This window comes from Mesorhizobium huakuii (assembly GCF_014189455.1).
Taxonomy (GTDB): Bacteria; Pseudomonadota; Alphaproteobacteria; order Rhizobiales; family Rhizobiaceae; genus Mesorhizobium; species Mesorhizobium huakuii_A.
Genome location: NZ_CP050296.1, coordinates 4,413,187 through 4,435,418 on the forward strand (window position 1 = coordinate 4,413,187; position 22,232 = coordinate 4,435,418).

Below are 22,232 nucleotides of genomic sequence, written 5' to 3' on the forward strand. Positions count from 1 at the left end.
TCAGCGCTTTTTGTCTAATGAGATCGGAAATTTGAGCGTTTGGCCATCCCGCGCGGCAAAAGCGCCGGCAAACCTGTCTTTGGCCAGTTTCTCCATCTCGTCCAATTCCCCGTCGGTGCGCGACGGTTCGTGGTGAAACAGCGCAAGCCCGCGCGCACCGGCGGCCTCACAGAGCTTGACGCCCTGTTGCCATGTCGAGTGCCCGTTGCCGCGGTAGCGCTCCATTTCCTCCTCGGTGTAGGTGCAATCGTAAATGACGAGGTCGGCATCTTCGATCAGCCGGAGCACCGCCTGATCGAGTTTGCCCGGTTCGTGCTCGGTGTCGGTGATCACCGCCACGACGCGGCCGCCCCATTCGACCCGGTAGCCTATGCAGCCGCCCGGATGGGTAAGACTGCCGGTTCGCACCACCACCCCTTCGCGCGGCCGAAGCACGTCTCCGGATACGAAATCGCGGTAGTCGAGATTTGCCTTGCAGATGTCCAGTTTCACCGGAAACCACGGCGGCCGAATGAACTCATCGACCATCTCGCGGGTCGTCATGCGTCCAGCGAGATGCCCGGACCAAAGTGTAACCTTGAAGCCCCTTTCATAGATAGGCTTGAAGGCCGGCAGCCCGATGATGTGATCGTAGTGGCAATGGGTGAAAAACAGGTCGAAATCGGTCACGCCCGACGCCCGAAGCGCCCTGCCGGCAGGCCGCAGGCCAGAGCCCGCATCGAACAGAAGCGTATCCTTGCCGCACCGCATCTCGATGCAGCTTGTGTTGCCGCCGTAGCGAGCGAATTCTGGCCCAGATACCGAAATGCTGCCGCGCACGCCCCAAAACCTGACCAGGAAAACGTCGTCGTCCATGCTACCCCTTCGCAGTCAAGTCGCCCATGGTAGCCGGTGCCATCACGGCGGCGAGGACTAAGCTCACGTCACGCGTCACTTGGCGCTTCGTGCGTCGATCAGATCCGCGGTCGTATGGCTTAGGCGATCGGCAAGAACCCGCACCATCTCGATGGTCATTTCCGGGAACTCCTTCATAAGCCTCAGGAAATGATCCTTGCGGATTCTCAAGGCTTCCAGCTGACTTGCGGCTCTGACGGTGGCGGTGCGGGAGCTGTTGCACAATATGGCGATCTCGCCAACAATCGAATTCGGCACCAGTTCGGCAACTTTTATCGGTCCGCTGTCGGAATCGACCAGAATATCCGCCCTGCCTGAAAGGATGACATAAGCGGCGTCCCCCTCGTCTCCCTGTCGGAAAAGGATTTCGCCGGCGCTGTAGCTCACGCGATCGGATGTGAACGCAAGCAGCTTGAGCTTTGCCGGCTCTATGCCGGAGAACAAGGGAACGCGTTGCAGCATTCCAACCTCATCCTTGAGCAGCATTGTCGCAAACCTTCCCAAAAATTCGCGTTTGCCAGACTAGAGCAACGGCCGCCCGGATGGAATCAATTCTGTTTTCCGGAACGGCGAGACGATCCTCGCGAGAGGTGGCGAGCCTGATGTCGTGCGATCGAGCGATGCCACCTGAAAAAATGGGCGTCCGCCAGCCGAAAAGCCGGATGAAGCTGCGGCAAATCCTTCCTGTTTTCGGCGCGGATGTATTCTCGCTACGCCTTTCGCCAAATCCCTTGACCTTGCAGCAAATTCTCACCGGCGAAATGATCCCATCTGAATGTCCGTTGCTCTATGACAGCAGTTCTTTAAAGATACCGCTCTCTGCCAGAAGTGTCTCGTGTGTTCCGTCTTCCACCAATTGACCCGAGTCGAAGACGATAACGCGATCGAACATCATCGCCATTGCCGGGTTCGTCACGGCCCACACGATTGCCGGTGAATGGCCGTCGCGTCTGGCTTCCTCGAGCACGTTTCGCAGCACCTTATCCTGCATGCGCTGGTCGAGCGCCGACAGCGGCCGGTTGAGAATGAGAAAATCAGGACGCTTGAGCAGGGCCCGGGCAACATCGAGCTTCTGTCGCTGTCCACCGGTCAGCCGCCTGCCGCCGGCGCCGACGTTGAAGTCCAGGCCGACATCCAGAAGCTCGGCATAAAGCCCCAGTTCGTCGAGAATGTCATAGACGATGGAGCGTATGCGGTCCGGCGCGTCGGGATGGTTGTTGCCCACACGCCCGAACAGGACATTGTCCATGACGGTGGCCGCGGCAATGTATTTGGCAGGATCATACCGTTCGACCGCATTCTGCAGCTCGGACGGCAGGTTTTCATAGAACCGGTTGCGTGCAGCGACGATCTGGCTCATCAACTCGTCGCTCAAAAGGCCGAAGCGGTGCCGGGGCTCGATATAGGCAAAGCTCAAGGTGACGATCATGGCTCGGTCGTTCTCCGAAACCGCCTCGTAGGGACGGTTCTTGAGCCGTTGCAGCAAGGTTTCGTAGGCAGGTATCTCCTCGGCGCTCATGAAGGCGAGCTGCTGGAAGAACTGGTGATCGGGCGGCAGGTCGGCAAACAGCTCGATCGCCTGTTCGGCGATCTCCATGCCCATTTCGTAGAACGTGCGGTCGAGGCCGGCTTGCCTCAGCACAGAAGCAAAATAGGGATTGGCCGCCAGGGCCCTGTCGGCGAGTTCGGGACCGGCGGCAGCGCCGAAGAGCAGGTTTTGGCCGATCGTTGCTTCTTTGTTGTAGGCGCCCGGTTCGAAAGGAGCCACCAGTCCGCTCAACCCTTCTTGTTCCAGCCGGGTTCGCAGCGCCACACGCAGTTCGACGATCCGTCTGGGAAGCTCCGTGTGGCGCGTGAGATCGGCCGAAGAGCGCAAGCCAAGATCCAGAATGTCGCGCGACAGAACAACCGCGTCGAGCACCCGGCGCACGGCTTCAAAGAGGTCATGCGGGCCAGTGGCACCGGCGGAAGCATAGTCGATCCAGTCGCTGTGGATATCGAGATCCGTGTTGCCGGACCGGCGCGCCTCGTTGATGTTCCAGCGGCGCTGGTCTGCCGCGGCACCGTCATAAGTCACCGACGTCCGCGGCGCATGCTTCAACCCGTAGAGCAGGTTATCGCGGAGGCTTGCCTGGAACAGGAAAACGTCCGACGAGGCATAGGACATGCGCCGGCCGGTGACGGCTTCAGGGAGTTCAAGCAGGTCGTCGGGGCCTGAAGCGACCCTTCCGCTGTCCGGCCAGTTCAGGCGCGCGAAGGCTTCCGCAAGCGCCTCCGCTCCACCTGTTGCGGTGCTGACCAGCGCCACCGTCTCACCCGGCTTGATCTGCAGGGAGATACGGTCGAGGAGCATTGCACCGCCATCGTCTGCTATGGACAGACTGATCGCCGACAGCGGGTTGGTCATCGGTTCGGGATCGTCGACCGTCAGGGCTCCGATTCTCGGCGCAATGAGATCCTCAACGGTAAATTGTTCAACGACCTGCTGATATTTGACCTGGACATCTTGCCGTGCCTGATCCCAATCGATCAGTTCCTTCATCGGTCCCGGCAGGTCCTTGTAGGCGCTGATCACGGCCACGAGCTGGCCGACGTCAAGCCGCCCCTGGATAACCAGATAGCCGCCGATCATGTAGAACAGGAAGGGCGTGACCTGCGCCAGAAAATTGTTGAGGAACTTTACCATGAATTTCCATTGGTAAAGATCGAAGCGGATCTTGAAGATGAGCCCGAGCCGGGCAGCTATGTCGGCGCGCTCGTAGTTTGATGTATCGTGGACGTGAACCGTGCCGATGCCGTCGACGATTTCGCCGACCCGGCCCGAAAGCGCGCGCGCCGTCAGCTGCCGTTCGCGCCCGAGCACGATCAACCGGCGCCGCATTCGCGGGATGAGCACGATCTGGATCGCCACGATGACGAGCGCTATCATCCCGAGCCAGACGTTCTGAACCATGATGAACAGCATCGCCGTCAGCGCCTGGCCGCCGAGCAGCACTGGCTGAAGGAAGGCATCGCCGATGAAGCCGCCCAGCGGCTCGACCTCGTCCTTCACCATGGTCGCCACTTCGGCGGATTTCACTCGCGTGAAGTAACTCGGCGGAAACCGCAGCACACGATCGACCAGATCGAAGCGGATACGCCGCAGCATGCGCTCGCCGAGGCGGCCCTTGTAGGTGTTGATGTAGAGTTTGAACAGGCCGTTGATAACGACCAGCAACAGGAACACAAAGCTGAGGGCAAACAGCGTCTCCTTGCGGTCGAGCTGAAAACCGGAAAAGAACTGGACCTCTCCAACGAACGGAAGGTCATAGTGCAGCTTCAGGAATGGCCGGGTCGCGTCCGCTTGCTCGAAGCCGCGACCTTGGATCGGGCCGTTGACGATCAGCTTCGGCAGGTCGAAGGACATGAAATACGGGATCATCGACAGCAAGACGATCAACACTATCCCGACCTGCTGCCTCTTGGTGTGTGTCCAGATATAGCGGGCTAGGCTGGGTTCCATATGCGACTGTGGGCCTTCAGTTTAAAGAACAAAAGTAAAAGCGCCGGCTGGCGAACGGCGCATCGGCAATCATCGCCGGCGACACGCTCGAAGCCTGCGAGGCGGCTTTGCGGGCAAGATTGCGTTGTGTCGCCCGAAATCCCAACATACAAGGCGAATATGATGGATGTCACGCAACCACGCAATGTCGGCACGGACGGGCACGAGCAGGCCCTGGACCTCACGCGGGGAATTGCCGCCTATGTCAACCATCCTCTCGTGGCAGGGCTGGCGCGCGTCATCGCCAAGCATCCAGAGGCCGATATCGCCAACGCCTTCAACCACAAGCAGGTCGCCTGCAAGATGTGGGCGCTCGACAAGCTGTTCGAAAGCAGCGGCGGCCGGTTCACGCGCATATGGGTCCTGGGTGGATGGTACGGCGTATTGCCGGCAATGCTTTTCAACGACGCCCGCTTCGACATCGCGGCGGTCGATAGCATCGATATCGATCCCGAAGTCGCGGCGGTCGCCCGGACCCTCAACCGGCAAGCCGGAGATCGCTTCCAGGCGCTGACGGCAGATATGTACGCGCTCGACTATGCGGCCGGCGGGGCTGACCTGATCGTCAATACGAGCTGCGAACATATAGCCGATCTCCCCGCCTGGCTTGCCCTGCTTCCGCGAGGCACGAATGTGCTGCTGCAATCGAACGATTATTTCAGCGAGCCGACGCACATCAATTGCGTGGCTTCACTTGCAGCCTTCGAAGCCATGGCGGCGCTCCGCGAGGTGCGGTTCTCCGGCGAGCTGCCGACAAAAAAATATACGCGCTTCATGCTGATCGGGACTGTTTGATGCATTTCGCCCAAAAGTGCGCAGCGGTTTTGGGACAACGCCACAAACCAAGGATTTGAAGCGCGTCGCACCTGCCGGACACGATGTGCGTGAAAGCCGATGAACCGTTAGGAATCGCCTGTTTGATCCTGCGCCCGTCCCAAACCGGCCCCCATTTCCAGGGACCATGTTCGATACCGCTCGCGCAGGATTTGCGCCGAGTGATGCGCGCCTTCCAGGTCGAGACGATGCGCGGATGGCATCGGTCCCGCAAGCGCCTGTTCGATCGCTCGCGCCAAGCCCTCAGGCGTCAGGTCGTTTTCCGTCAGCACCGTTGCAAGACCGAGTTCTTCGAGCATCAGGGCGCGAACCGTCTGTTCGGTTTCGCCGCCGGCTGCGAATGGAACGAGCAGCGAGCGACAACCCGCGCGCAGGACATCGCAGACCGTGTTGTAACCTGCCTGCGAGACCGACAGGCGGGCGCCGGTCAGCAGGCTGGCGAAATCCTCGCGGAACCGGAAGATGGACAGGCCCGGCGTGGCATCGCGTGAGATCGCGTCAAACTCGTCTTTCGGCAGGTTTGGGCCGGTGATCAAACACCATTTCCAACCGTTGTCGGCCTTCCGCGCCGCAGTGATGGTGGCGTTGACAAGGCTCTTTCCGGCAGCCCCGCCGCCAACCGACACCAGAACGTCGAAGCGCTCGGAGGCCGCGGGCGGTGGCGGTGCGGCAACGAGCCCTGTGTAGATGACCTCGGCCCTGATCGCCCCAGCCAGTGGAAATGTCTTGTCGATGGTTGCGAAAGCCGGATCGCCGTGGACTATGACAAGGTCGAAATGCCTGTTGATGAGATCGACCGTTTCCTCGTTTCGGCCCGGCTTGACGCGCTCCTGAAGGATATCGCGGACCGACGTCGCCAGCAGCGGCCTGGGCGATGTCGCCTCGATGGCCTCGATCAGGGGCAAGAGTTCGAAACGCATCTGCCGGCGTCCAAATGGAAACGCCTCGATGATGACGATATCCGGCCTGCAATCGCGGAATGCCTGCAGCAGCATCCCTGAACGCAATGTCTTGAAATCATCGTCGACGGGTCTGCCCTTTAGGTCGACCAGTCCGGAAAATCCTTCATCGCCGGAGGTGACAGGCGGCAGGGCTACAGATTTTACCCCCGGTCCCGGAAACCCCGCGATCGGCGCTCCGCCGGTCACGACGGTGACGTCGAACCCGTTATCGACCAGAGCCGCCGCAACGCGGCTGGCGCGCGCGAGATGGCCGATGCCGAGCAGGTGCTGGACATAGAAGAAAGCGCGCAACTGCTTCATTCGGCAGCCCGCCACTCCTGCTGGAACAGTTGCTTGAGCTGTCCAATGCTTGCCACATGATCGAAATTGCTTCGCACGCGCCGCTCCGCGGCATCGCCGAGGCGGGCGCGCAGCATGGGATCACGGATCAGGCGCTCCAGCGCCTGTGCGAGCGCAATCGGGTTTTCCGTCGGAACCAGCAGCCCGGTTTCCTCAGGCGACAAAAGCTCCGGCACGCCGGAAATATCGGTCGACACGCAGGCAAGCCGCTGGCTGGCCGCCTCCACCAGAACATTCGGCAGGCCGTCCCGGTCGCCATTGGCGGTGATTCTGCAGGCCAGGGCGAAAATGTCGGCGCCTCGGTAGTGCTCAAGCACCTCCTTTTGCGCAAGCGCGCCTTTCCAGGAGACGCGGCCATCCAGTCCGAGCTTTCGCGCCAGCGCCTTGAGCCGTTCCAGTTCCTCGCCGCCGCCGACATGCTCGAAACGCCACGCCAAATCACCAGGCAAGAGGGCAAGGGCCTCCAGCAACGTATCGTAGCCTTTCTTTGCAACGGCGCGCCCGACACTCAAAACGACAACCGGTTCGCCGGGCGCCGAGCCGTCATGCTGTTTTCGCGCCTCGCCAAAACTGCCGAAGCGATCAAGGTCGAGCCCATGATAGCTCAGATGCACAGGCGAATTGCCGTTGGCGAGTGCTTTCAGACGGTCGAAGCCGGTTTTCGTGCAAGTGACCGTCCAGCGCGCCGAGGAAAGCTTGCCGGCCAGATCCCAGTCCGCCGAAGTCCAGATGTCCTTGGCATGGGCCGAGCAACTCCAGGGCAGGCCACGAAGCTGGCTGGCATAGCGCGTCACCGATGCCGGCGTGTGCGCGAAATGTGCATGCAACCATCCCGCGTCTTCAGGCCATTCGGCCGCCAGCACGAGCGCTTGCCCGAAGCGGCGCACGCGATTGCGCGTAAAGTCGCGGGGTAAATCGGCAGCCAGCGATCCGAGCGCGCGCCAGAAGCCCGGCCGCGGCAGACAAGCAAACAGCGAGCGAGCCACGCGCAGCGGCTCCTGATGCAGATATTCCGGCAGATAATGGACGGGCGCTTTGATCTCGTCATGCACGGGGTGGCGTTTTGCGTCGGTCGGCCGCCTGAGCGCGACGAGTATCAGGTCGAACCCCGCACGCTCCAGACCGAGCAGTTCCTGCGCGATGAAGGTTTCCGACAGCCGCGGATAGCCCTTCAGAACCACGACGATCTTGCGATGTTGCAACTCAGTTCATGCCTTCAATGACCGACAGGTGATGGCCGGCCCGCCGGTCGAGCAGTTCCGCGACGATTTCGGAAATATGAGGCAGCCCTTCCAGCGTCAGATGCGGATTGCTCTGCGATGGGCGGGGCCGGTCCGACAGCACCTTCAGTGCATCGGCAAACCGCTGGGAATCCTTGGCTTCTTCCGGCAAAAGCATCTCGACGAGGCCGAGTTCGGCGGCGCGCCGAGCGCGGATCAGTTGTTCCTCGCGGGGCGTGACGCGCGGCACGATCAGCGCCGGCTTGTCGAAAGACAGTATCTCGCAATAGGTGTTGTAGCCGCCCATCGCCACCACCGCCTTGGCGCCGGCAATCAGGTCTTCCATGCGGTTGTCGAACTCGATGATCTTGACGTAGGGGATCTTGGCCCCCTTCTTGAGCAGCTTGTTGCGCTTGCGCGCCGGCATATAAGGCCCAAGCACGATCAGCGCCCTGTGCTGCAATTGCGGATCCTGCTGATAGGCGTCGATGACATCGTGGATGAGTTCGGCGCCGTCACCGCCACCACCAGTGGTAACGAGGATATAGTCGCCCTCGGGCCGGTGGCCGGGCAACTCGTTCCGCTGCAGGCTCCGTTGCAGGAACCCGAGGAACCTCATCTTTGCCCTGACAGCCGGCGGCACATCCAGGCCGGTCAACGGATCGTAGAAATCCGGCGGGCCATAGACCCAGACCTTGTCGTAAAACAGGCCTATCTTGCGCATCACATCCCTGCGTGCCCACTCTGCTTCGAGCAGATGCGGCGCGTCCATCACCTCGCGCAGGCCAAGCACGAGCGTGGTGCCCCGCGTCTTGAGGTAGGACAGCGTGTCCTCAATCTCGCCGCGCAAGCCGAGCGGTTCCTTGTCGACGATGAAGATATCCGGGCGGAAGGTCTCGGCTGTGTGGCGGATGATCGACTGGCGCATCCTTAGCGTCTCATGCAGATCGATATCCTTTTCAAGCGAGGTGTATTCGCCGTTCCGCAACTTGATGACGCTGGGGATTTTCACGAAGTCGACACGGGCGCGGTAGTCGAAGGCGCCGGCGATGGTCGCACCCGAAATGATAAGCACCTGAAGTCCGCGGAAATCCTCGACCAGCGAATGCGCGATCGTCCGGCAGCGCTGCAAGTGGCCGAGCCCGAACGTGTCGTGGCTGTACATCAGAATTCGAGCGTCTTGTGCGTGCTGGGTCATTAGTGAACGTCTTTTAGAACTCTCGCTTTGAGGGTCGTGGGCGACCCCGCAGGCTTGGAAACCACCCTCGCGGGCCTACCGACCTGTTTTGAAACATCAGGCCGCAATTTCAAGTTGTACAACCAAACGGTCCAAGGGTGACGCTCTTCCTGATAGTGCCTTCAAGCTGATCGTCGTCCGCTATACGACGTTCGACAATGTCGTCCAAGCTTATTAATCACTTCAAAGGTCAGGCTATTCGCGCCGCCGCGACAAAGCGCCTCGTTACTGAAAGTGGCGCCGGGCGTCGCACGGCGCATATTGCTTAGACCTCACTTCGCGCGCGATTGCTCTCGGTCCTGGGAGACCAAAGGTGCTGCCCGTCAATCTCTTGACGGTCGGTCTGACTATGATTCACCCACCGGAACTGAGCCATCTATCGCCCAAGCTAGCCGGAAACTCGGCAGGAATCGAGAGGATGCCGGCGCTCACGACACACAGCCTGCGGCAGGTGTGTGTGCGACACCGGCTGCCTGTCGATCTCTAGGGCTTCTGACTGGCGCCTTGGCCGGGGCGGTGACGGTACTTTTCGAGAAGGCCTGAGCGCGTCATCACAATGTCGCGAGCCGCAAAAAATCGCTCGATTGGTCCCGACAGTTGGTGAAGCCGCCTGCGGCGGTCTAGTTGGTCTTCAGCCTGCCGACGCGGTTTTCGGCGATCCAGCGGGCGGCCAGCACCAGTGCGCCCATGCTGAAATCCTTGCCATGCTTGGCCACCATTTCTTCCGACAATTCGGCCAGCCGTTCGAAAATTTCGTCCTTGCTCTTGTCCTCTGGGGTGAGTTCGGTCTGCATTTTATCCTCCTGTATCAGCGGACAGCGTCCGCTATTTGAACATCTGCGCGGGAAAAGTGACGATTGCGGCCGTGCCATCGACAGACCCCATCGCCAGGTGCCGTCCGTCGCCGGACCAGGCGAGAGCCGTGACCGCGCTGCCCAGGGGCCTGACCAGGAGTTCGTCCCGCGCGCCGATCTGGGCGATGGTGATCCGGCCGTTGGCGTAGCCCGCGGCAATCAGCCTCTTTTCCGGGTGCGCCGCCACCGCCTCGACCAGAACCAGCCCGGCGCGGCCCGTCTCCAAGGCACCCGAGGTTTCGCCGTCAAATGGCGGGGCGGTCATCGACCAGCCGGCGATCCGGAAGGCGCCCGAGGCAAACAGCGCATTCGCCGGCTGGCTCCAGCACACGGTGCGGACCGGGCGATGGAAACCCGGCGACGATGTCGGCGCGGCCATCGGCGAGGCTGACCAGCGCAAAGCCGCCGGCTTCGAGCCCGCAGGCCAGCCACGTGCCGTCTCTACTCCAGCGGATCGACACCGGGCGGGCTGAAAGGGGGATGTCACGGATCAAGGCCGCGTCGTCGTCGACCGCCCAGACCGACAGCCCTTCATCAAGACCGAAGGCAAGTCGCCGCCCGCCTGGCGCACGAGGCTGCCTGCCGTACCCTTCTGCTCAAAAAATTGTGCTTCGGAGCCGGACGCCGGGGCGGTTCGACACTCATTGCGGACGGTTCGGCTCTGAGGTAGTTTACACATCCGGATGAGGAAGGTGCCTGCTGCCGCGACGGTTTTTCGGTCTTTTTCCGTTCCTGTCGCGGCGGATTGTGAGTTCTTCAACAGACCTTGATACCGCAATCTGGGGAGCTTGTGGTCGTCAGGTCGCGGCGGTTGAGGCAGTTGCCATGCTCCGACTTTGCGGATTGATCGCGGTCTTCCTTGTAGCGGCCCTTGCGAGCTTCGATGCGTCGGCCGATCGAAGGGTCGCCCTGGTGATCGGCAATTCCGAGTACCGGGAAATCCCCGCTCTCAAGAACCCCGACAAGGATGCCGAGGACGTATCCAAGACATTCCGGCTGGCCGGCTTCGAAGTGTTCGTTGCCAAGGATTTGACGAAGCTGCAGTTCGAAGAGCAGTTCCGCAACTACCTCGCGGCGGCGGACGGCGCCGATCTTTCCGTTGTTTATTATTCCGGCCATGGCTTTCAGATCGGCGGCGAGAATTTCCTGATCCCCGTCGACGCCTCGCTGAAGAATGCGGCCGACATAGAGGTCCAGGCGGTCAAGCTGGACGACGTCCTGCAGCAATTGCGCGCCAAATCGAAGATCCAGGTGATCATCCTCGATGCCTGTCGCAACAATCCATTTCCCCGCAAGGATTATTGGCTGAGGGACCAGCTGATCACGGCGGGCAACACCGGTCTGGCGCAAGTCAAAAGCTCGCTGAACACGCTGATTGCCTTTGCCACCGAGCCGGGGGCGGTCGCCTATGATGGCGCGGGAGACCTCAGCCCCTTCTCATCCGCATTCTCGCGTCGGGCGCTGGCGCCGAACCAGGAGATACGCTCGGTCATGGCCGCGGTGCGCCGCGATGTGGTCGAGGCGACCGACGGCAAGCAGGTTCCCTGGGAAAATTCCTCACTCATCGACGAAGTCGTCCTGATGCGCCGGGCCAACCGGCCGTCGCTGCCGCCGGTTCTGGAGAAGGTCGTCCCGTCGGGTGTCGGACCTGTTGCCCTGGACCTGCCGGAACCGGTCGACGTCGACGGCGGATCGATCACCGTCAGCATCGAAAGGCCGCCAGCACTTGGGCGCCTGCTGCTGGACGGCAAGGCTGTCGCGGTCGGCGAACCGATCGAAGGCAGGGACCTGCCGCGCCTTAAGATGGATGTGCCCAAGGGCGTCGGTGCGCCCGAGGAAGTCGACATGCTGGCCTACGCCACGCATGACAATTGGGGTGGCCAATCCCAGGGCATCATGGTGTTCCGTGTCAAGAACGGCCAGGGCGCCGAGGGCGAACAGATTGTGGCCTCGCTCGAGACCGAGCAGAAGCAGCAGGTGCTGGAGCGGGGCATCCATATCACCGGTGCCGCCGAGGCGATCGAAAACCGTCAGATCAGCGTTCCGGTCGGTGTCGGACCGGTTCCGCTGAAGCTGGATTTCCCGACAAACGATCCCGCGGTCAGCTTGAAACTCGCGAGCTATCCGGCAACGGGAACCCTGTCCCTGCCGGATCGTGCCCTGTCACCGGAGTCGAGCCTGATGGCCGATGAGGTCGACCAGCTGCGCTACGAACCCCAGATCGGTGCGGCCGCGCCGGTCGAGGTCGGCTTCGAGATCCGGGCCGACAGCAGCTCATCCAAGCCCGCCACGATGAAGCTGTCGCCAAGCGTCGATCCCTGTGACCAGGCCGCCGGCGAGCCTCTCGACCTGCAAGGCGTCGTCCCTGGCCTGCTGCCGAATGAGATCGGCACTGAAGCCGTGAAGGCCTGCGAGGCGGCGGTGAAGGCCTATCCCGATGTCGCCCGCTTCCGCTACGAACTGGGCCGGGCGCTGCTTGCGGCCGGCAAGGTCGAGGAAGCGGAGAAGGCTGTCGAGGACGCTGCCAAAAAGGGACATGTGCGCGCCGTCTTCGAACTCGGCTACATGTATTTCACAGGAACTGGAGTTGCTGTCGACCGATCGCAAGCTAACGCCTTATACAGGGCGGCGTCGGACAAGGGCGATCCCTACGGAATGACAGCGTGGGGGCGTATCTTGTTCACCGGCAACGGAGTTGAGCGCGATACCGGCAAGGGCCTCGACCTGATGCTCAAGGCGGCGGCAATGGGACACACCTACGCCATGAACGCACTTGCCGCGATCTTCACCGAGGGGGCAACGGCGTGACCGCCGATCCGGCCCGCGCCGTGGCCTTCCTGCAGGCCGGTGTCCAGCGGCAGGACATGTATTCTATGAACCTGCTCGGTCGTAATTATCTCAGCGGCCAGGGCGTCGAGAAGGACCCAAAGGCGGCGCTGGCCCTTTTCCAGAAGGCCATCGATCTTGGCCAGCCCTACGCTCCGGCCAGCCTTGGACGAATGTATCGGGACGGAGTTGGCATAGAGCGGAATCTTGCGGAAGCACAAAGACTATTTGAACTCGGTACCGCACGCGGCGACCAGTCTGGTGCGTATGATCGTGCGGTCCTCGAAATGGACAAAGGTACCAACGCCGACCAGGCAGTTGCCGTGCGGTATCTCGCATTCGCAGCTGCGCTAGATTTTCGCAAGGAACTACCTGACGTTCCGAAGACCCTCGCAAAGTTTGGCGTGAAGGCGAAAACAACGGCATTGAGAGAGCTGCGCCAGCAGCTCAAGTCGAAGATTCCTGTGTCCGGTTCGCTGGAAACTCAACTGGTGAATGTTGCCAGAGCGGTCTGGGAAGAAGCCAATCCGCGTCGGGATGTGTTTTAAGCAACGAGGAGGCAGTCGTGGGCAGGGCATTGAAGCAAGCATTCGTCGGAACGGTTTTGTCCGTCGGTTTGGCAGGGCTCATGGGCTGCACCTCGCTAGCACCCAAATTCGAGCCGACGCCACTGCCGACCAAGCATCGGAGGGTCATTCATGCGACGCCTCCGACAAAGGTGGTCAAGCCCAAGAAGATGATCGTCAAGAAAGAGATAAAGCCGGCTGAGGAAACCTCTCAAACGCTACCTGCCATCCCTGCCATGGGCGGAGGCGGAACTGGGGGCGGAAGTAATAGTGGCGGAGGCGGGAGTAGTAGCGGCGGAGGTGGAGGCAACTGGGGAGGAGGTTGAGGCGAACGCCCATTTGGGCGCCGCGGGCTGCCGCCGCATTAGTTCCGCCAAGACGTACCTTGGAGCGGCTCGCCAATTAGGGCCAAGTACTCTATGTTCTGCGACATCCGCGTGGTGTCGTGTCGATACGGTAGTCCTGGGCAGGGGCGGTCCATGTTCGAAGTCGTCGCATTCTGGTGGAAGACAACGTCGAAAGGCCCTGCTGCAAGGGCTTTTGGCCTGATCGTCGCGCTCTGCGGCCTGCTGCTACTCGGATCACAAGCCGCAAACGCCGCGCCGAACTGGACGCTCGATCCCACCGCTTCGGTGATCACCTACCAGTCGGTCAAGAAGAACACGATCGTCGAGACCAACAAGATCAGGAACATCACCGGCACGCTGAGCGCGGCGGGTGATGCCAAGGTCACGTTCGACCTCAATTCGGTCGATACCGGCGTCGACCTGCGCAACGTTCGCATGCGCTTCCTGTTCTTCGAGACATTCAAATACCCGACCGCCGAGTTGACGGCGAAGGTGGATCCCGCCGCATTCGCCGATCTCGCGACAAAGCGCAGGGTGAAGGCAACGCTGCCGTTCCGCCTCAATCTGCACGGCGTCGACAAGGATCTCGAGGCCAGCGTCGTCGTAACCATGATCAGCGACAACATGGTGTCGGTTGCTTCGGAGGCTCCGGTCGCTGTCCATGTCGAGGATTTCGGCCTGCTGCCGAACATCGACAAGCTGCAGCAGGCCGCCAACGTCACCAACATCGTGCCCACCGCGTCGGTATCGTTCGATTTCGTCTTCACCGCCGACGGCAGCAAGCCGGCCGCCACCCCGACCACCGCGGCGAGTTCGGCCGATGTCGGCCCGGTTGCCACCGATGCCGCCAAGGCGAATTTCAGCGACGAGGAATGCCTGAACAGGTTCGCCGTGCTGTCGCGCACCGGCGCCATCTACTTCCGGCCAGCCAGCGCGCGGCTCGATGCGAAAAGCCGCCCCTTGCTGACCGAGGTTGAAGGTGTCGTCGGAAAATGCCCGAGCCTGAAGGTCGAGGTCTCCGGTTATACCGATTCCGACGGCTCACCGGAGGCGAACAAGCAATTGTCGGAGCGCCGGGCCCAGGCGGTTGCCGATGCCCTCATTGCCGCGGGCATTCCGCGCAACCAGGTCAGTTCCGCGGGCTATGGCGAGGAGCGGCCGGTTGCCGCCAACGATACGCCCAAAAACAAGGCGCTCAACCGGCGGATCGAATTTTCCGCGACCAAGCTCTGAGGTGGCGGTGAGGTCCGATCCGATCGCCCGTTGCGGTGGCCTCTTTCGCGCCGCCGCTCTCGCGCTGCTCGCCTTGCTGTTGACGTTGACGGCCGCCAGCGCCGAGCGCCGCGTCGCCCTTGTCCTCGGCAACGCCCAATATCAGCACGCGGCACCCCTCGCCAATCCGGTGCGCGACGCCCAGGCCATGGCCGAACGCTTGAAGAAGCTCGATTTCGAGGTGGTTTCCGGCTTCGACCTGACCAAGCCGCAGACGCAGGCGACCATCGCCCAGTTCGCAAAACAGGTGCGCGGTGCCGATATCGCGCTGTTCTTCTACGCCGGCCACGGCTTGCAGGTTTCGGGCAAGAACTACCTGCTCCCGGTCGACGCCGCGCTGGAGGACGAGACCTCCCTCGACTTCGAGGCCGTGTCGGTTGATTTCGTTTTACGCCAGATGTCGCGGGAGACCAGTATCAGGCTGGTGTTTCTCGACGCTTGCCGCGACAATCCCCTCGCCGAGGTGCTGGCCAAGACGGCGGGCGTCCATGGCGCGAGCAGCGGCCTCGCCGAGATCCCGATCGAGAATGGTGGCGCCGGCACGCTCGTCGCCTTCGCCGCCAGCCCCAATCAACTCGCCTATGACGGGTCGGGCGAACATTCGCCGTTCACCGCCGCACTGCTTCAGCACATCGGCGAATCCAACGTCTCCATCACCGAGGCGATGAACAGGGTGACCGGTGATGTCTTCAAGGCAACCGCCGGCAAGCAGCGCCCCTGGCTCAATGTATCGCTGACCACGGAGGTCGTCCTGCACAAGGTCGATCTCAATGCGCCATTGATCGTGGGCGAGGCGAGCACACCTCAGGCCGAAGGCGGCTCCGACGCGCGCAACACCGGCGCTGCCGGGGCGTCAGGCCAAAGCAACGATCAGCTGGCGCTCGACGTGCTGCGCCAGAAAATCCCCAAACTGGCGTCGGATGCCCCGATCCTTTTCAACCATCCGGTCGATTTCGGCGACGCGGCAATCGACGGCAAGAGCATCGCCGAACTGATCAAGGGCAAGCCGCTGTTCAGCCCGGTGGAGGGGTTGGACAAATCGGTCTGGGAGGGCAAGCACTGCGACGGCTGCCATGAATGGAACGAGGCACGGCTGTGCGATCAGGCGAAAAATTTCGCCGCCAACGATGTCTCTGTCTTGCGCCTGCAACATCCGCTGGGAACACGCTTCAAAGTGGCGCTTGCCAAATGGGCGCAAGGCGGCTGCAAGTAGGCAGGAAGCAGCGGTTTCCATCCGATTTCTGTCGGGATGGCGGCTCTAATATGCATCCGCCGATTGGCGCAACGCCTCGATCTCGGCCATCTGGATGCCCATTTCGACAAATGCCGAAAGAACGGCAAACCGGTCCGCGAGCGCAACACGGGCCAGTCCGGCCAGAATCCCGGCATTGACCGCATGGGCGGCAGGAAATGGTTGCAAGGCCGGTGCCATCGTTGCGGCCGTAGCCGAACTGTCGCGCCATCCGGCAGCCAGCGCAATCCAGCCGACCGGCGTTGTCGGTGGTGTCACTGCCGCTGCGCTGACGGCTGCCCGATGGCGGGGATTGTCCGGTTCACCCACCCAGTCGCCAATATGCGCAAGCAATTCCTGATCGGTGCCATCGAACAGCTCGGTCAGATGGCTCAGGCATTCATGCGCCCACCAGACCGCGGCCCGCTCGGGAAGCAAATAGGCACAGAAGGTAATCGCTTCTTCGGGAACGCGTCCGGCGAGCAGGTCGCGGCAAAACGCGATCGAGCTTTGGTCGGTTGGAAGGGTTTTCATGTCCCGGGCAATAGCGGGGCAAGCCGTGAAAAGATCTCGTGCCGTCTTGAATCGGAGCCCATTGGCCATGATCGCCACGCCTTCATCGAGAAGCCTTGGCCACTCAAGCCTTAGGCCGGGCGCTGGTCAAGTCTCAACCCGTGCCGCGGTAACACCCATCGGCACGATCATGCCCACCAGCGTTTATCGACAGACAATTGCCATGAACTTTGGTATCGTCATGATCGTCGAAATCGGATGCTCAAACAGGAGTAACCGCTATGCAGTGGGGCAGGTCAGCCTTTGTGTTGGCGGTGGTGTTTTTCTCGACCCACGCTTCCGCCGATCCCGTTCAGAAATCAGAAGACATCGTGAAGTTTTTCACTGGCGCCGCCGACCTCGGCAAGTCACGGGGAATTTGCGTCGGCACCGAGGAGGAGTGCAAAAGCAAGACCAAGGCAAAGGACGCGCCGGGCGAAAAATCCAGCCTCGATATGCTGATCAATTTCGGCTTGGATTCGGCCACGCTCGACACCACCGCGCGCGCTGAGCTCGATGAGTTCGCCAAGGCGCTGAAGGACAGCCGGCTGAGCACGTTCAGCTTCGTCGTCGAAGGCTATACCGACGCCACCGGCACGGTGCATTACAATGAAGGCCTGTCGCAACGGCGTGCGAAATCGGTGGCAGCCTTCCTGACGGCCAGCGGTGTCGATCCCAGCCGCATCAACGCGATCGGCATGGGCGAGAAGAACCCCCGCAGCCCCAACCCGTACGATCCGGTCAACCGCCGCGTGGAAATGCGGATCAAGACGCAGTAGCGCGCTAGAATTACGTCAAAACAAAGAGTTAGAGCAATTCACCGTTCCCGAGAAACAGTGAATTGCTCTGGGTGTCAGTGTTTAAGCACGCCTCCAATCGCCACACCGGCGCCGAAGATCAGTGCCTTGGTCAGGAAGTCGTTGTCGCGCCGGCGTGGCGGAGGATCATCCAGCCGAACCATGGTCTCGCGGTTGCGCCACTTCGAAACGACCAGTTGTTGCTTGCGGGGCTTCTGTGCCACCGGCCTCATCGTGCGGGCCTTCTGCGCAACCGGCTTCTTCGGCTGCGCCGTACGGGCCTGATCGGCGGCATATCCGGCACGCACGGCTTCCATCATCGGATCCGACTGGATCACGAGGAACGCCAGTTGCTCGCGCGTCAGATAGGTGGTTTGCGGCAGTCCGTTATCGGCTTGCCAGATGCCGATCGCCTCACGGGTCTGAGGGCCCAGTGTTCCGTCGATGCGCCCAATCGCGTTGCCCAATGCTTCGAGCCGCAACTGCAGGTCGATGCGGCCCTGGCGGTCGAGGCCGATTGCACTTTCCGTCAACTCGGTGCCCGGCGTCTGCTTCATCTCGTCTGGAACGCTGACCGAGGTGCGCACGGCAGAGCCGGAACCGGCGTTCGCCTGGTTCGTATCGAGGGCCGCGACCTGCCGGTTTTGAGCGTTCGGGCCGTTCAATTCGTCGATGTTCAGCCGCGCCACGGTGGCGAAGCGACCGTTCGGAAACTGGTCGAGATAGGCTTGGTAGAACGGACCGGAATTGTGCTTCACAGCCTCGTCCCAAAGACGTTGCTCGACCTCCCACGAAGGAGAATCGCCGGCGACAGGGGCGGGAGCGGATGTCGCTGCTGCGTTCGCTGCGTCGGCAACGGGATTTGCCGCCGGCGCCGCCGCCGCGACGGGTTTCCCAAGGAAAACCTCGCGTCCCAGCGATGCGTTGTGCCACGGCCGCTGGCGACCTTGCGTGGTTTCCGTCACTTCGCCGCGCACCCGCGTCAGCGCGCTCTGGATTTCGACGCCGGGTTCGGTCAGATGCCTGGCGAGCGCCGTGGAGTAAGGGCTGTCGGTTCCGTCGCCGTCGAAAGCGATGGCGCCAGGATCCGTTGCATAGGCAATCAGCAGGCCGCCAGTACCGACGCCGTCCGATCTCGCTTCGACCGGCGCCAGACCGGTGCCCAGCGAGGTGGAGCGGCTCTTCGGCAGCGAGGCCGCCAGCGTCCTTGCCAGCGGATTGTCGCGGCAGGCATCGAGGATGATGACGCCAATCGCCGGGTCGGGCGGCAACGCGGCCATGAAATCGTCGATCTGGATGGTGCGGGTCTTGAGATAGGCTGGCGACGTCAAATCGGCGTCGACCGGGATCAGGTAGTTCTTGCCGTCGACCTGCATGCCATGACCGGCATAGAAAATGACCGCGAGGTCGGCGTCATAGGCTTGCTCGGTAAATCGGCTGATGAGGTTGTGCATGCCTGCATTGTCCTGGTCGACCCCTTCGATCACCTCGAAGCCGGCATTGCGAAGCGTCGATGCGATGAGGCGGGCATCGTTGGCGGGGTTGGGCAAGGTGACCGCATGGACATAGTCGCTGTTGCCGATCACCAGCGCGACGCGCTTGGCGTCAGGCGCGGCGGCCTCGACGCCGAAGGCGGCAAGGAAAACCAGGATAATCCCGCTCAGAAAGACCGTGATCGTTCTCATGGATCAGCCCTCTACCCATCAGGGTGCATTTCGTCGGCGACTGGGTCGCCTGTGCCAACAATGGCTCCTGGACATGTGTGATCTTGACCACGGGTTTGGTTCACGGAGGGGCCTGAAAATAGTGGCGCCAATGGCCTGAGCGACCAATGCCGTGGCAGGGAGGTTCAAAGCGTATTCTGAATCGAGCCGATGAGGGCGGTGACGGCCTGCTTGTATTTTTCGAACTCCGGCGATGTCTGGCGGATCTCCGTGGTCGTCGGCGGCGGGGTGGCGTCGGTGGCCACCCGGCTCAGCTTCTGGCCCATCTTCCTTTCCGCCCAGTCCACCACATAGCTGGCTGTCTTGCCGGTGAGAAACGGGTTGGCCTGGATGACGGCCGCCCCAAGCACTGCGCTCAGTTGCGCCGAACCCGGCGCCGACAGCACCTGGTGCGCGCCTTCCATGCCGAGGAAATGGCAGAGATAGAGCCGGCCGGCTGTGATCTGGTGGCCGCGCGCCCGCAGATAGGCCTCGCCTTCGCGTGCCAGATTGCGCACCATCTCACGCGAAATGGTGGCGTCGTAGCGCAAGGCCAAGAGGTCGGCGGTCGACAGTGTGCGCGCAAGTTCCGGGCGATAGGTGTTCATCATCCGGATCCAGGTCTTGGTTATGAACTGGCCGGCGCCGGTCGCCGACGAATTCGGGTTCTTGGCGCGGGCGCTGCCGCCGCTTTCGACATGAACGATCCGCTCGGTCAGCGTTTCGACGGCAACATCGCCGGAATTACCGGAATTGCCAGTGTCATAGGTGGCGACCGTGGGGGCCGTCCCCAGCGGATCGATTGCCTCGCCGTTCTGGTAGAGCTCGAAATGCAGGTGCGGGCCGGTCGAAAGCCCGGTGGTGCCGATATAGCCGATGACGTCGCCGGCCTTCACCTTGGTGCCGACGCCGCTCGCAATGGCGAATTTTTGCATATGCGCGTAGCGCGTCTCGCGGCCGTTTGGGTGCGAAATCTTCACCAGATTGCCATAGCTGCCGCCATCGCCTTGAAAGCTGATCTCGCCGTCGAAGGCCGCCATGATCGGCGTGCCGACAGGGGCTGCCCAATCGACACCCTTGTGGATACGAACGACGCCGAGGATCGGGTGCTTGCGCGGGCCGAAGGTCGAGGTCATCACCCCGTTCACCGGCGTGACCATGCCGTTGGCGACGTTGAGCGAGCGCACTTCGTCATTGCCGGTGACGCAGGCGAACTGGCCGTCGCTCTGTTGGAAGACGAAACAGTCGATGGTCTTCTCACCGCCCTGGACGCCGACATAAAGCACCCGCCCGGACGTCTCGTCCTTGCCGCGCGGCGTCTGCGAGTAGATCAGCACCAGGCGCTGGTCCTCGCTGGCGAAGGCGTCGAGGTCCTGTCCTCGCGACAGATACATGATCGCCTCGCCGATGACGCCGGTTGGAACCTTGTTGCGCGCGGCCGTCGAATAGATCGCGTCGAGGAGGCGATATTGCCGCTTGGGCCCGCCTTGATCGGTACCGGAATAGTTGAACAGGTCCTCGCGCACCCAGGGGTCGACACCCGACACGAAGGCGCCCGCGGCATTGCGCGTCAGCGTGCCGACAAAGACATTCTTGGCGTAGATCGAAACCTGCATGAGCGACATCGTCGTCGTCTCGCGGTTCGGCCGGAATCCGCGCATGGCAACGACATAACCCGGCTCCAGGCTGTCGCGGTTGAACAGGCTCTTCAGCGCCTCGCCTGCGAGCTTGGCGTCGTCGGCGGAAAAATGTGCATCGAGCGCAACACTGTCCAGGCTGCGGTCGTTGAGGATCTTCACGAACGTGTCTTCGGTCGCCTCGAAGCGCTGGTACTCGCTGGTCACGGTTGCGACGGTCGTATTGTTCTCGATCTGGGTCTTCTTGAAGGCGGGCAGCGCTGCCTCGCCCTGATCGATGGTCTCTCCCCAGCCGGCCTCCGGGTCGTCGGCATCCGCCTTGGGCGCCGAACCGGCCGGGGCCTCGCTCGCTTCGGGTGCCGCCTGAAGGTCATTGTCCAGGTCGCCCTGCTGGTCGTCCGGTGCCGCCGGGGCAGGCGGAGCGGCCTGCTCGGCGGGTGCGGCAGCCGGAGATGTCGGGGCGGTCCGCCGCTGTGCCTGGAAGAAGGCGAAGTCCTCCTGCGTCGACGGGATCGTCGTCATGAACTTTTCGCTGGCGCTCAGCATCACGTCGGAGAGGATCTCGATCTGCGGCGAGGCGCCGGAACTGTCGAGCTCGGCCGGGCGCGCCACCGTATGGCCCTTGCTTGCCGTGTCGGCATCGGGCGCTAGCGTGATCCACATCGGATCTCCCGCCAGGTCGATGATGGCGGGCACATAGACGGATGCATCGGCAGGCACATCATCCGCACCTTCGACCGCGTGCAACTCCTCGTCTTCGTCACCGAACGACCAATAGTCCGCGGTGAAGTAGAAACCGGCGGCGATGGACAGCAGGATCACTACGGCGAAACCGGCAAGGAGCCTGCGCCAAAGCGTGCGCCTGCGCAGCGCGGCGCGCGCCTGCTTTTTCTCTCTGAAGCTGGTGTCGATACTGTGCGTCACGGATTGCTTCCGGTCAGGAAGAAGGTCCACCGCACCTGCTCGAGCGTATCGACTTCGAGAAATTGCGCCGCGATATGGCCGCGCTGCCAGCATTCGTCGATGCCGCGGATCGAAAACCGCCGCCGCTCGATGCACATCTCGGTCGATCCGGTCAGGATCGCATGGCCGAACACATCCGTGGCATAGATGTAGATGTAGCGGTTCGTCAGTTCCTCGCGGATGACGTTCACGCATTGGTTGGCGCCGATGGTCCACCAGCCGTCGGTCTGGTCCGCATTGTCGACCTTCTGGCCGACCGCCAGATTGACGACGTCGAGTGTCTGGTTGCAGACCGTGAATTCGGCGCGCGCTTCGCCGGACGCCAACACGGCCAGCAATGCCGCTCCAGCCATGATCGCGAGCCTCATGCGGCCGGTCAGGGCAAGCAGGGCTCGAGCCGGATCACGCTGCTCTATCGGCAGGTCGGCAGGAGGCAAACACGCGCGGCGGAGTTCCA

Annotated in this window: 18 protein-coding genes; 6 read left to right on the forward strand and 12 right to left on the reverse strand. The window is 62.1% G+C overall.

The features are described 5' to 3' along the window. From HB778_RS21395 to HB778_RS21405, 3 genes are all read right to left on the reverse strand, one after another. Positions 1-855 carry an MBL fold metallo-hydrolase gene (locus HB778_RS21395; RefSeq protein WP_095197946.1) on the reverse strand — a complete coding sequence of 285 codons (855 nt, stop codon included), beginning with the start codon at positions 853-855 and terminating at the stop codon, positions 1-3. Between the two features lie 75 nt (positions 856-930). Beyond that, a complete protein-coding gene (locus HB778_RS21400) occupies positions 931-1,380 on the reverse strand; it encodes a cyclic nucleotide-binding domain-containing protein (RefSeq protein WP_095197945.1) in 450 nt (149 codons plus the stop codon). Positions 1,381-1,681: 301 nt separating this feature from the next. Beyond that, entirely contained in the window at positions 1,682-4,396 is a 2,715-nt protein-coding gene (locus HB778_RS21405) for an ABC transporter transmembrane domain-containing protein (protein ID WP_183456750.1), read from the reverse strand. Positions 4,397-4,555: 159 nt separating this feature from the next. Between HB778_RS21405 and HB778_RS21410 the strand changes: the two genes are divergently transcribed. Continuing rightward, positions 4,556-5,230 carry a class I SAM-dependent methyltransferase gene (locus HB778_RS21410; protein WP_432421196.1) on the forward strand — a complete coding sequence of 225 codons (675 nt, stop codon included), beginning with the start codon at positions 4,556-4,558 and terminating at the stop codon, positions 5,228-5,230. Between the two features lie 107 nt (positions 5,231-5,337). Here HB778_RS21410 and HB778_RS21415 read toward each other — a convergent pair whose 3' ends face one another. The 5 genes from HB778_RS21415 to HB778_RS21435 all read right to left on the reverse strand — a co-directional run bounded on the left by HB778_RS21415 (position 5,338) and on the right by HB778_RS21435 (position 10,260). Beyond that, complete coding sequence (locus tag HB778_RS21415; RefSeq protein ID WP_183456754.1) at positions 5,338-6,531, reverse strand: glycosyltransferase family protein; 1,194 nt, start codon at positions 6,529-6,531, stop codon at positions 5,338-5,340. Continuing rightward, entirely contained in the window at positions 6,528-7,772 is a 1,245-nt protein-coding gene (locus HB778_RS21420) for a glycosyltransferase (protein ID WP_183456756.1), read from the reverse strand. The genes HB778_RS21415 and HB778_RS21420 overlap by 4 nt, the downstream gene beginning before the upstream one ends. A 1-nt stretch (position 7,773) precedes the next feature. Beyond that, positions 7,774-8,988, reverse strand: coding sequence for a glycosyltransferase family protein (locus tag HB778_RS21425; RefSeq protein ID WP_096455114.1), 1,215 nt, complete (start codon positions 8,986-8,988; stop codon positions 7,774-7,776). 659 nt (positions 8,989-9,647) lie between these two features. Further along, positions 9,648-9,821 (reverse strand): hypothetical protein, encoded by a 174-nt coding sequence (locus tag HB778_RS21430; protein ID WP_183456758.1) that lies wholly within the window; start codon positions 9,819-9,821, stop codon positions 9,648-9,650. A 31-nt stretch (positions 9,822-9,852) separates the two neighbouring features. Next, positions 9,853-10,260 carry a WD40 repeat domain-containing protein gene (locus HB778_RS21435; protein ID WP_183456760.1) on the reverse strand — a complete coding sequence of 136 codons (408 nt, stop codon included), beginning with the start codon at positions 10,258-10,260 and terminating at the stop codon, positions 9,853-9,855. Positions 10,261-10,706: 446 nt separating this feature from the next. On the opposite strand from HB778_RS21435, the gene HB778_RS21440 reads away from it, so the two are divergent. From HB778_RS21440 to HB778_RS21450, 4 genes are all read left to right on the forward strand, one after another. Further along, a complete protein-coding gene (locus HB778_RS21440) occupies positions 10,707-12,689 on the forward strand; it encodes a caspase family protein (RefSeq protein WP_244661554.1) in 1,983 nt (660 codons plus the stop codon). Beyond that, entirely contained in the window at positions 12,686-13,255 is a 570-nt protein-coding gene (locus HB778_RS41560) for a tetratricopeptide repeat protein (RefSeq protein WP_244661555.1), read from the forward strand. Before HB778_RS21440 ends, HB778_RS41560 begins: the two co-directional genes overlap by 4 nt. Positions 13,256-13,752: 497 nt before the next feature. Next, positions 13,753-14,853 carry an OmpA family protein gene (locus HB778_RS21445; protein WP_183456762.1) on the forward strand — a complete coding sequence of 367 codons (1,101 nt, stop codon included), beginning with the start codon at positions 13,753-13,755 and terminating at the stop codon, positions 14,851-14,853. A 7-nt stretch (positions 14,854-14,860) separates the two neighbouring features. Continuing rightward, the gene (locus HB778_RS21450) at positions 14,861-16,105 is read left to right on the forward strand and encodes a caspase family protein (protein WP_244661556.1); all 1,245 of its coding nucleotides are present in this window, start codon (positions 14,861-14,863) and stop codon (positions 16,103-16,105) included. Between the two features lie 45 nt (positions 16,106-16,150). On the opposite strand, the gene HB778_RS21455 is transcribed toward HB778_RS21450, so the two are convergent. Then, positions 16,151-16,726, reverse strand: coding sequence for a DUF6931 family protein (locus HB778_RS21455; protein ID WP_183465169.1), 576 nt, complete (start codon positions 16,724-16,726; stop codon positions 16,151-16,153). A gap of 191 nt (positions 16,727-16,917) precedes the next feature. On the opposite strand from HB778_RS21455, the gene HB778_RS21460 reads away from it, so the two are divergent. Beyond that, on the forward strand, positions 16,918-17,454 hold the full coding sequence (locus HB778_RS21460) for an OmpA family protein (protein ID WP_096455150.1): 537 nt from the start codon (positions 16,918-16,920) through the stop codon (positions 17,452-17,454). A gap of 74 nt (positions 17,455-17,528) precedes the next feature. Here the strand turns inward: HB778_RS21460 and HB778_RS21465 are convergent, their stop codons facing one another. The 3 genes from HB778_RS21465 to HB778_RS21475 form a co-directional block, all read right to left on the reverse strand. Continuing rightward, the gene (locus tag HB778_RS21465) at positions 17,529-19,157 is read right to left on the reverse strand and encodes a caspase family protein (protein ID WP_183456764.1); all 1,629 of its coding nucleotides are present in this window, start codon (positions 19,155-19,157) and stop codon (positions 17,529-17,531) included. Positions 19,158-19,321: 164 nt separating this feature from the next. Then, a complete protein-coding gene (locus HB778_RS21470) occupies positions 19,322-21,736 on the reverse strand; it encodes a M23 family metallopeptidase (protein WP_183456766.1) in 2,415 nt (804 codons plus the stop codon). After that, complete coding sequence (locus HB778_RS21475; RefSeq protein WP_348524750.1) at positions 21,733-22,143, reverse strand: DUF1036 domain-containing protein; 411 nt, start codon at positions 22,141-22,143, stop codon at positions 21,733-21,735. Before HB778_RS21475 ends, HB778_RS21470 begins: the two co-directional genes overlap by 4 nt. Positions 22,144-22,232 lie beyond the last annotated feature (89 nt).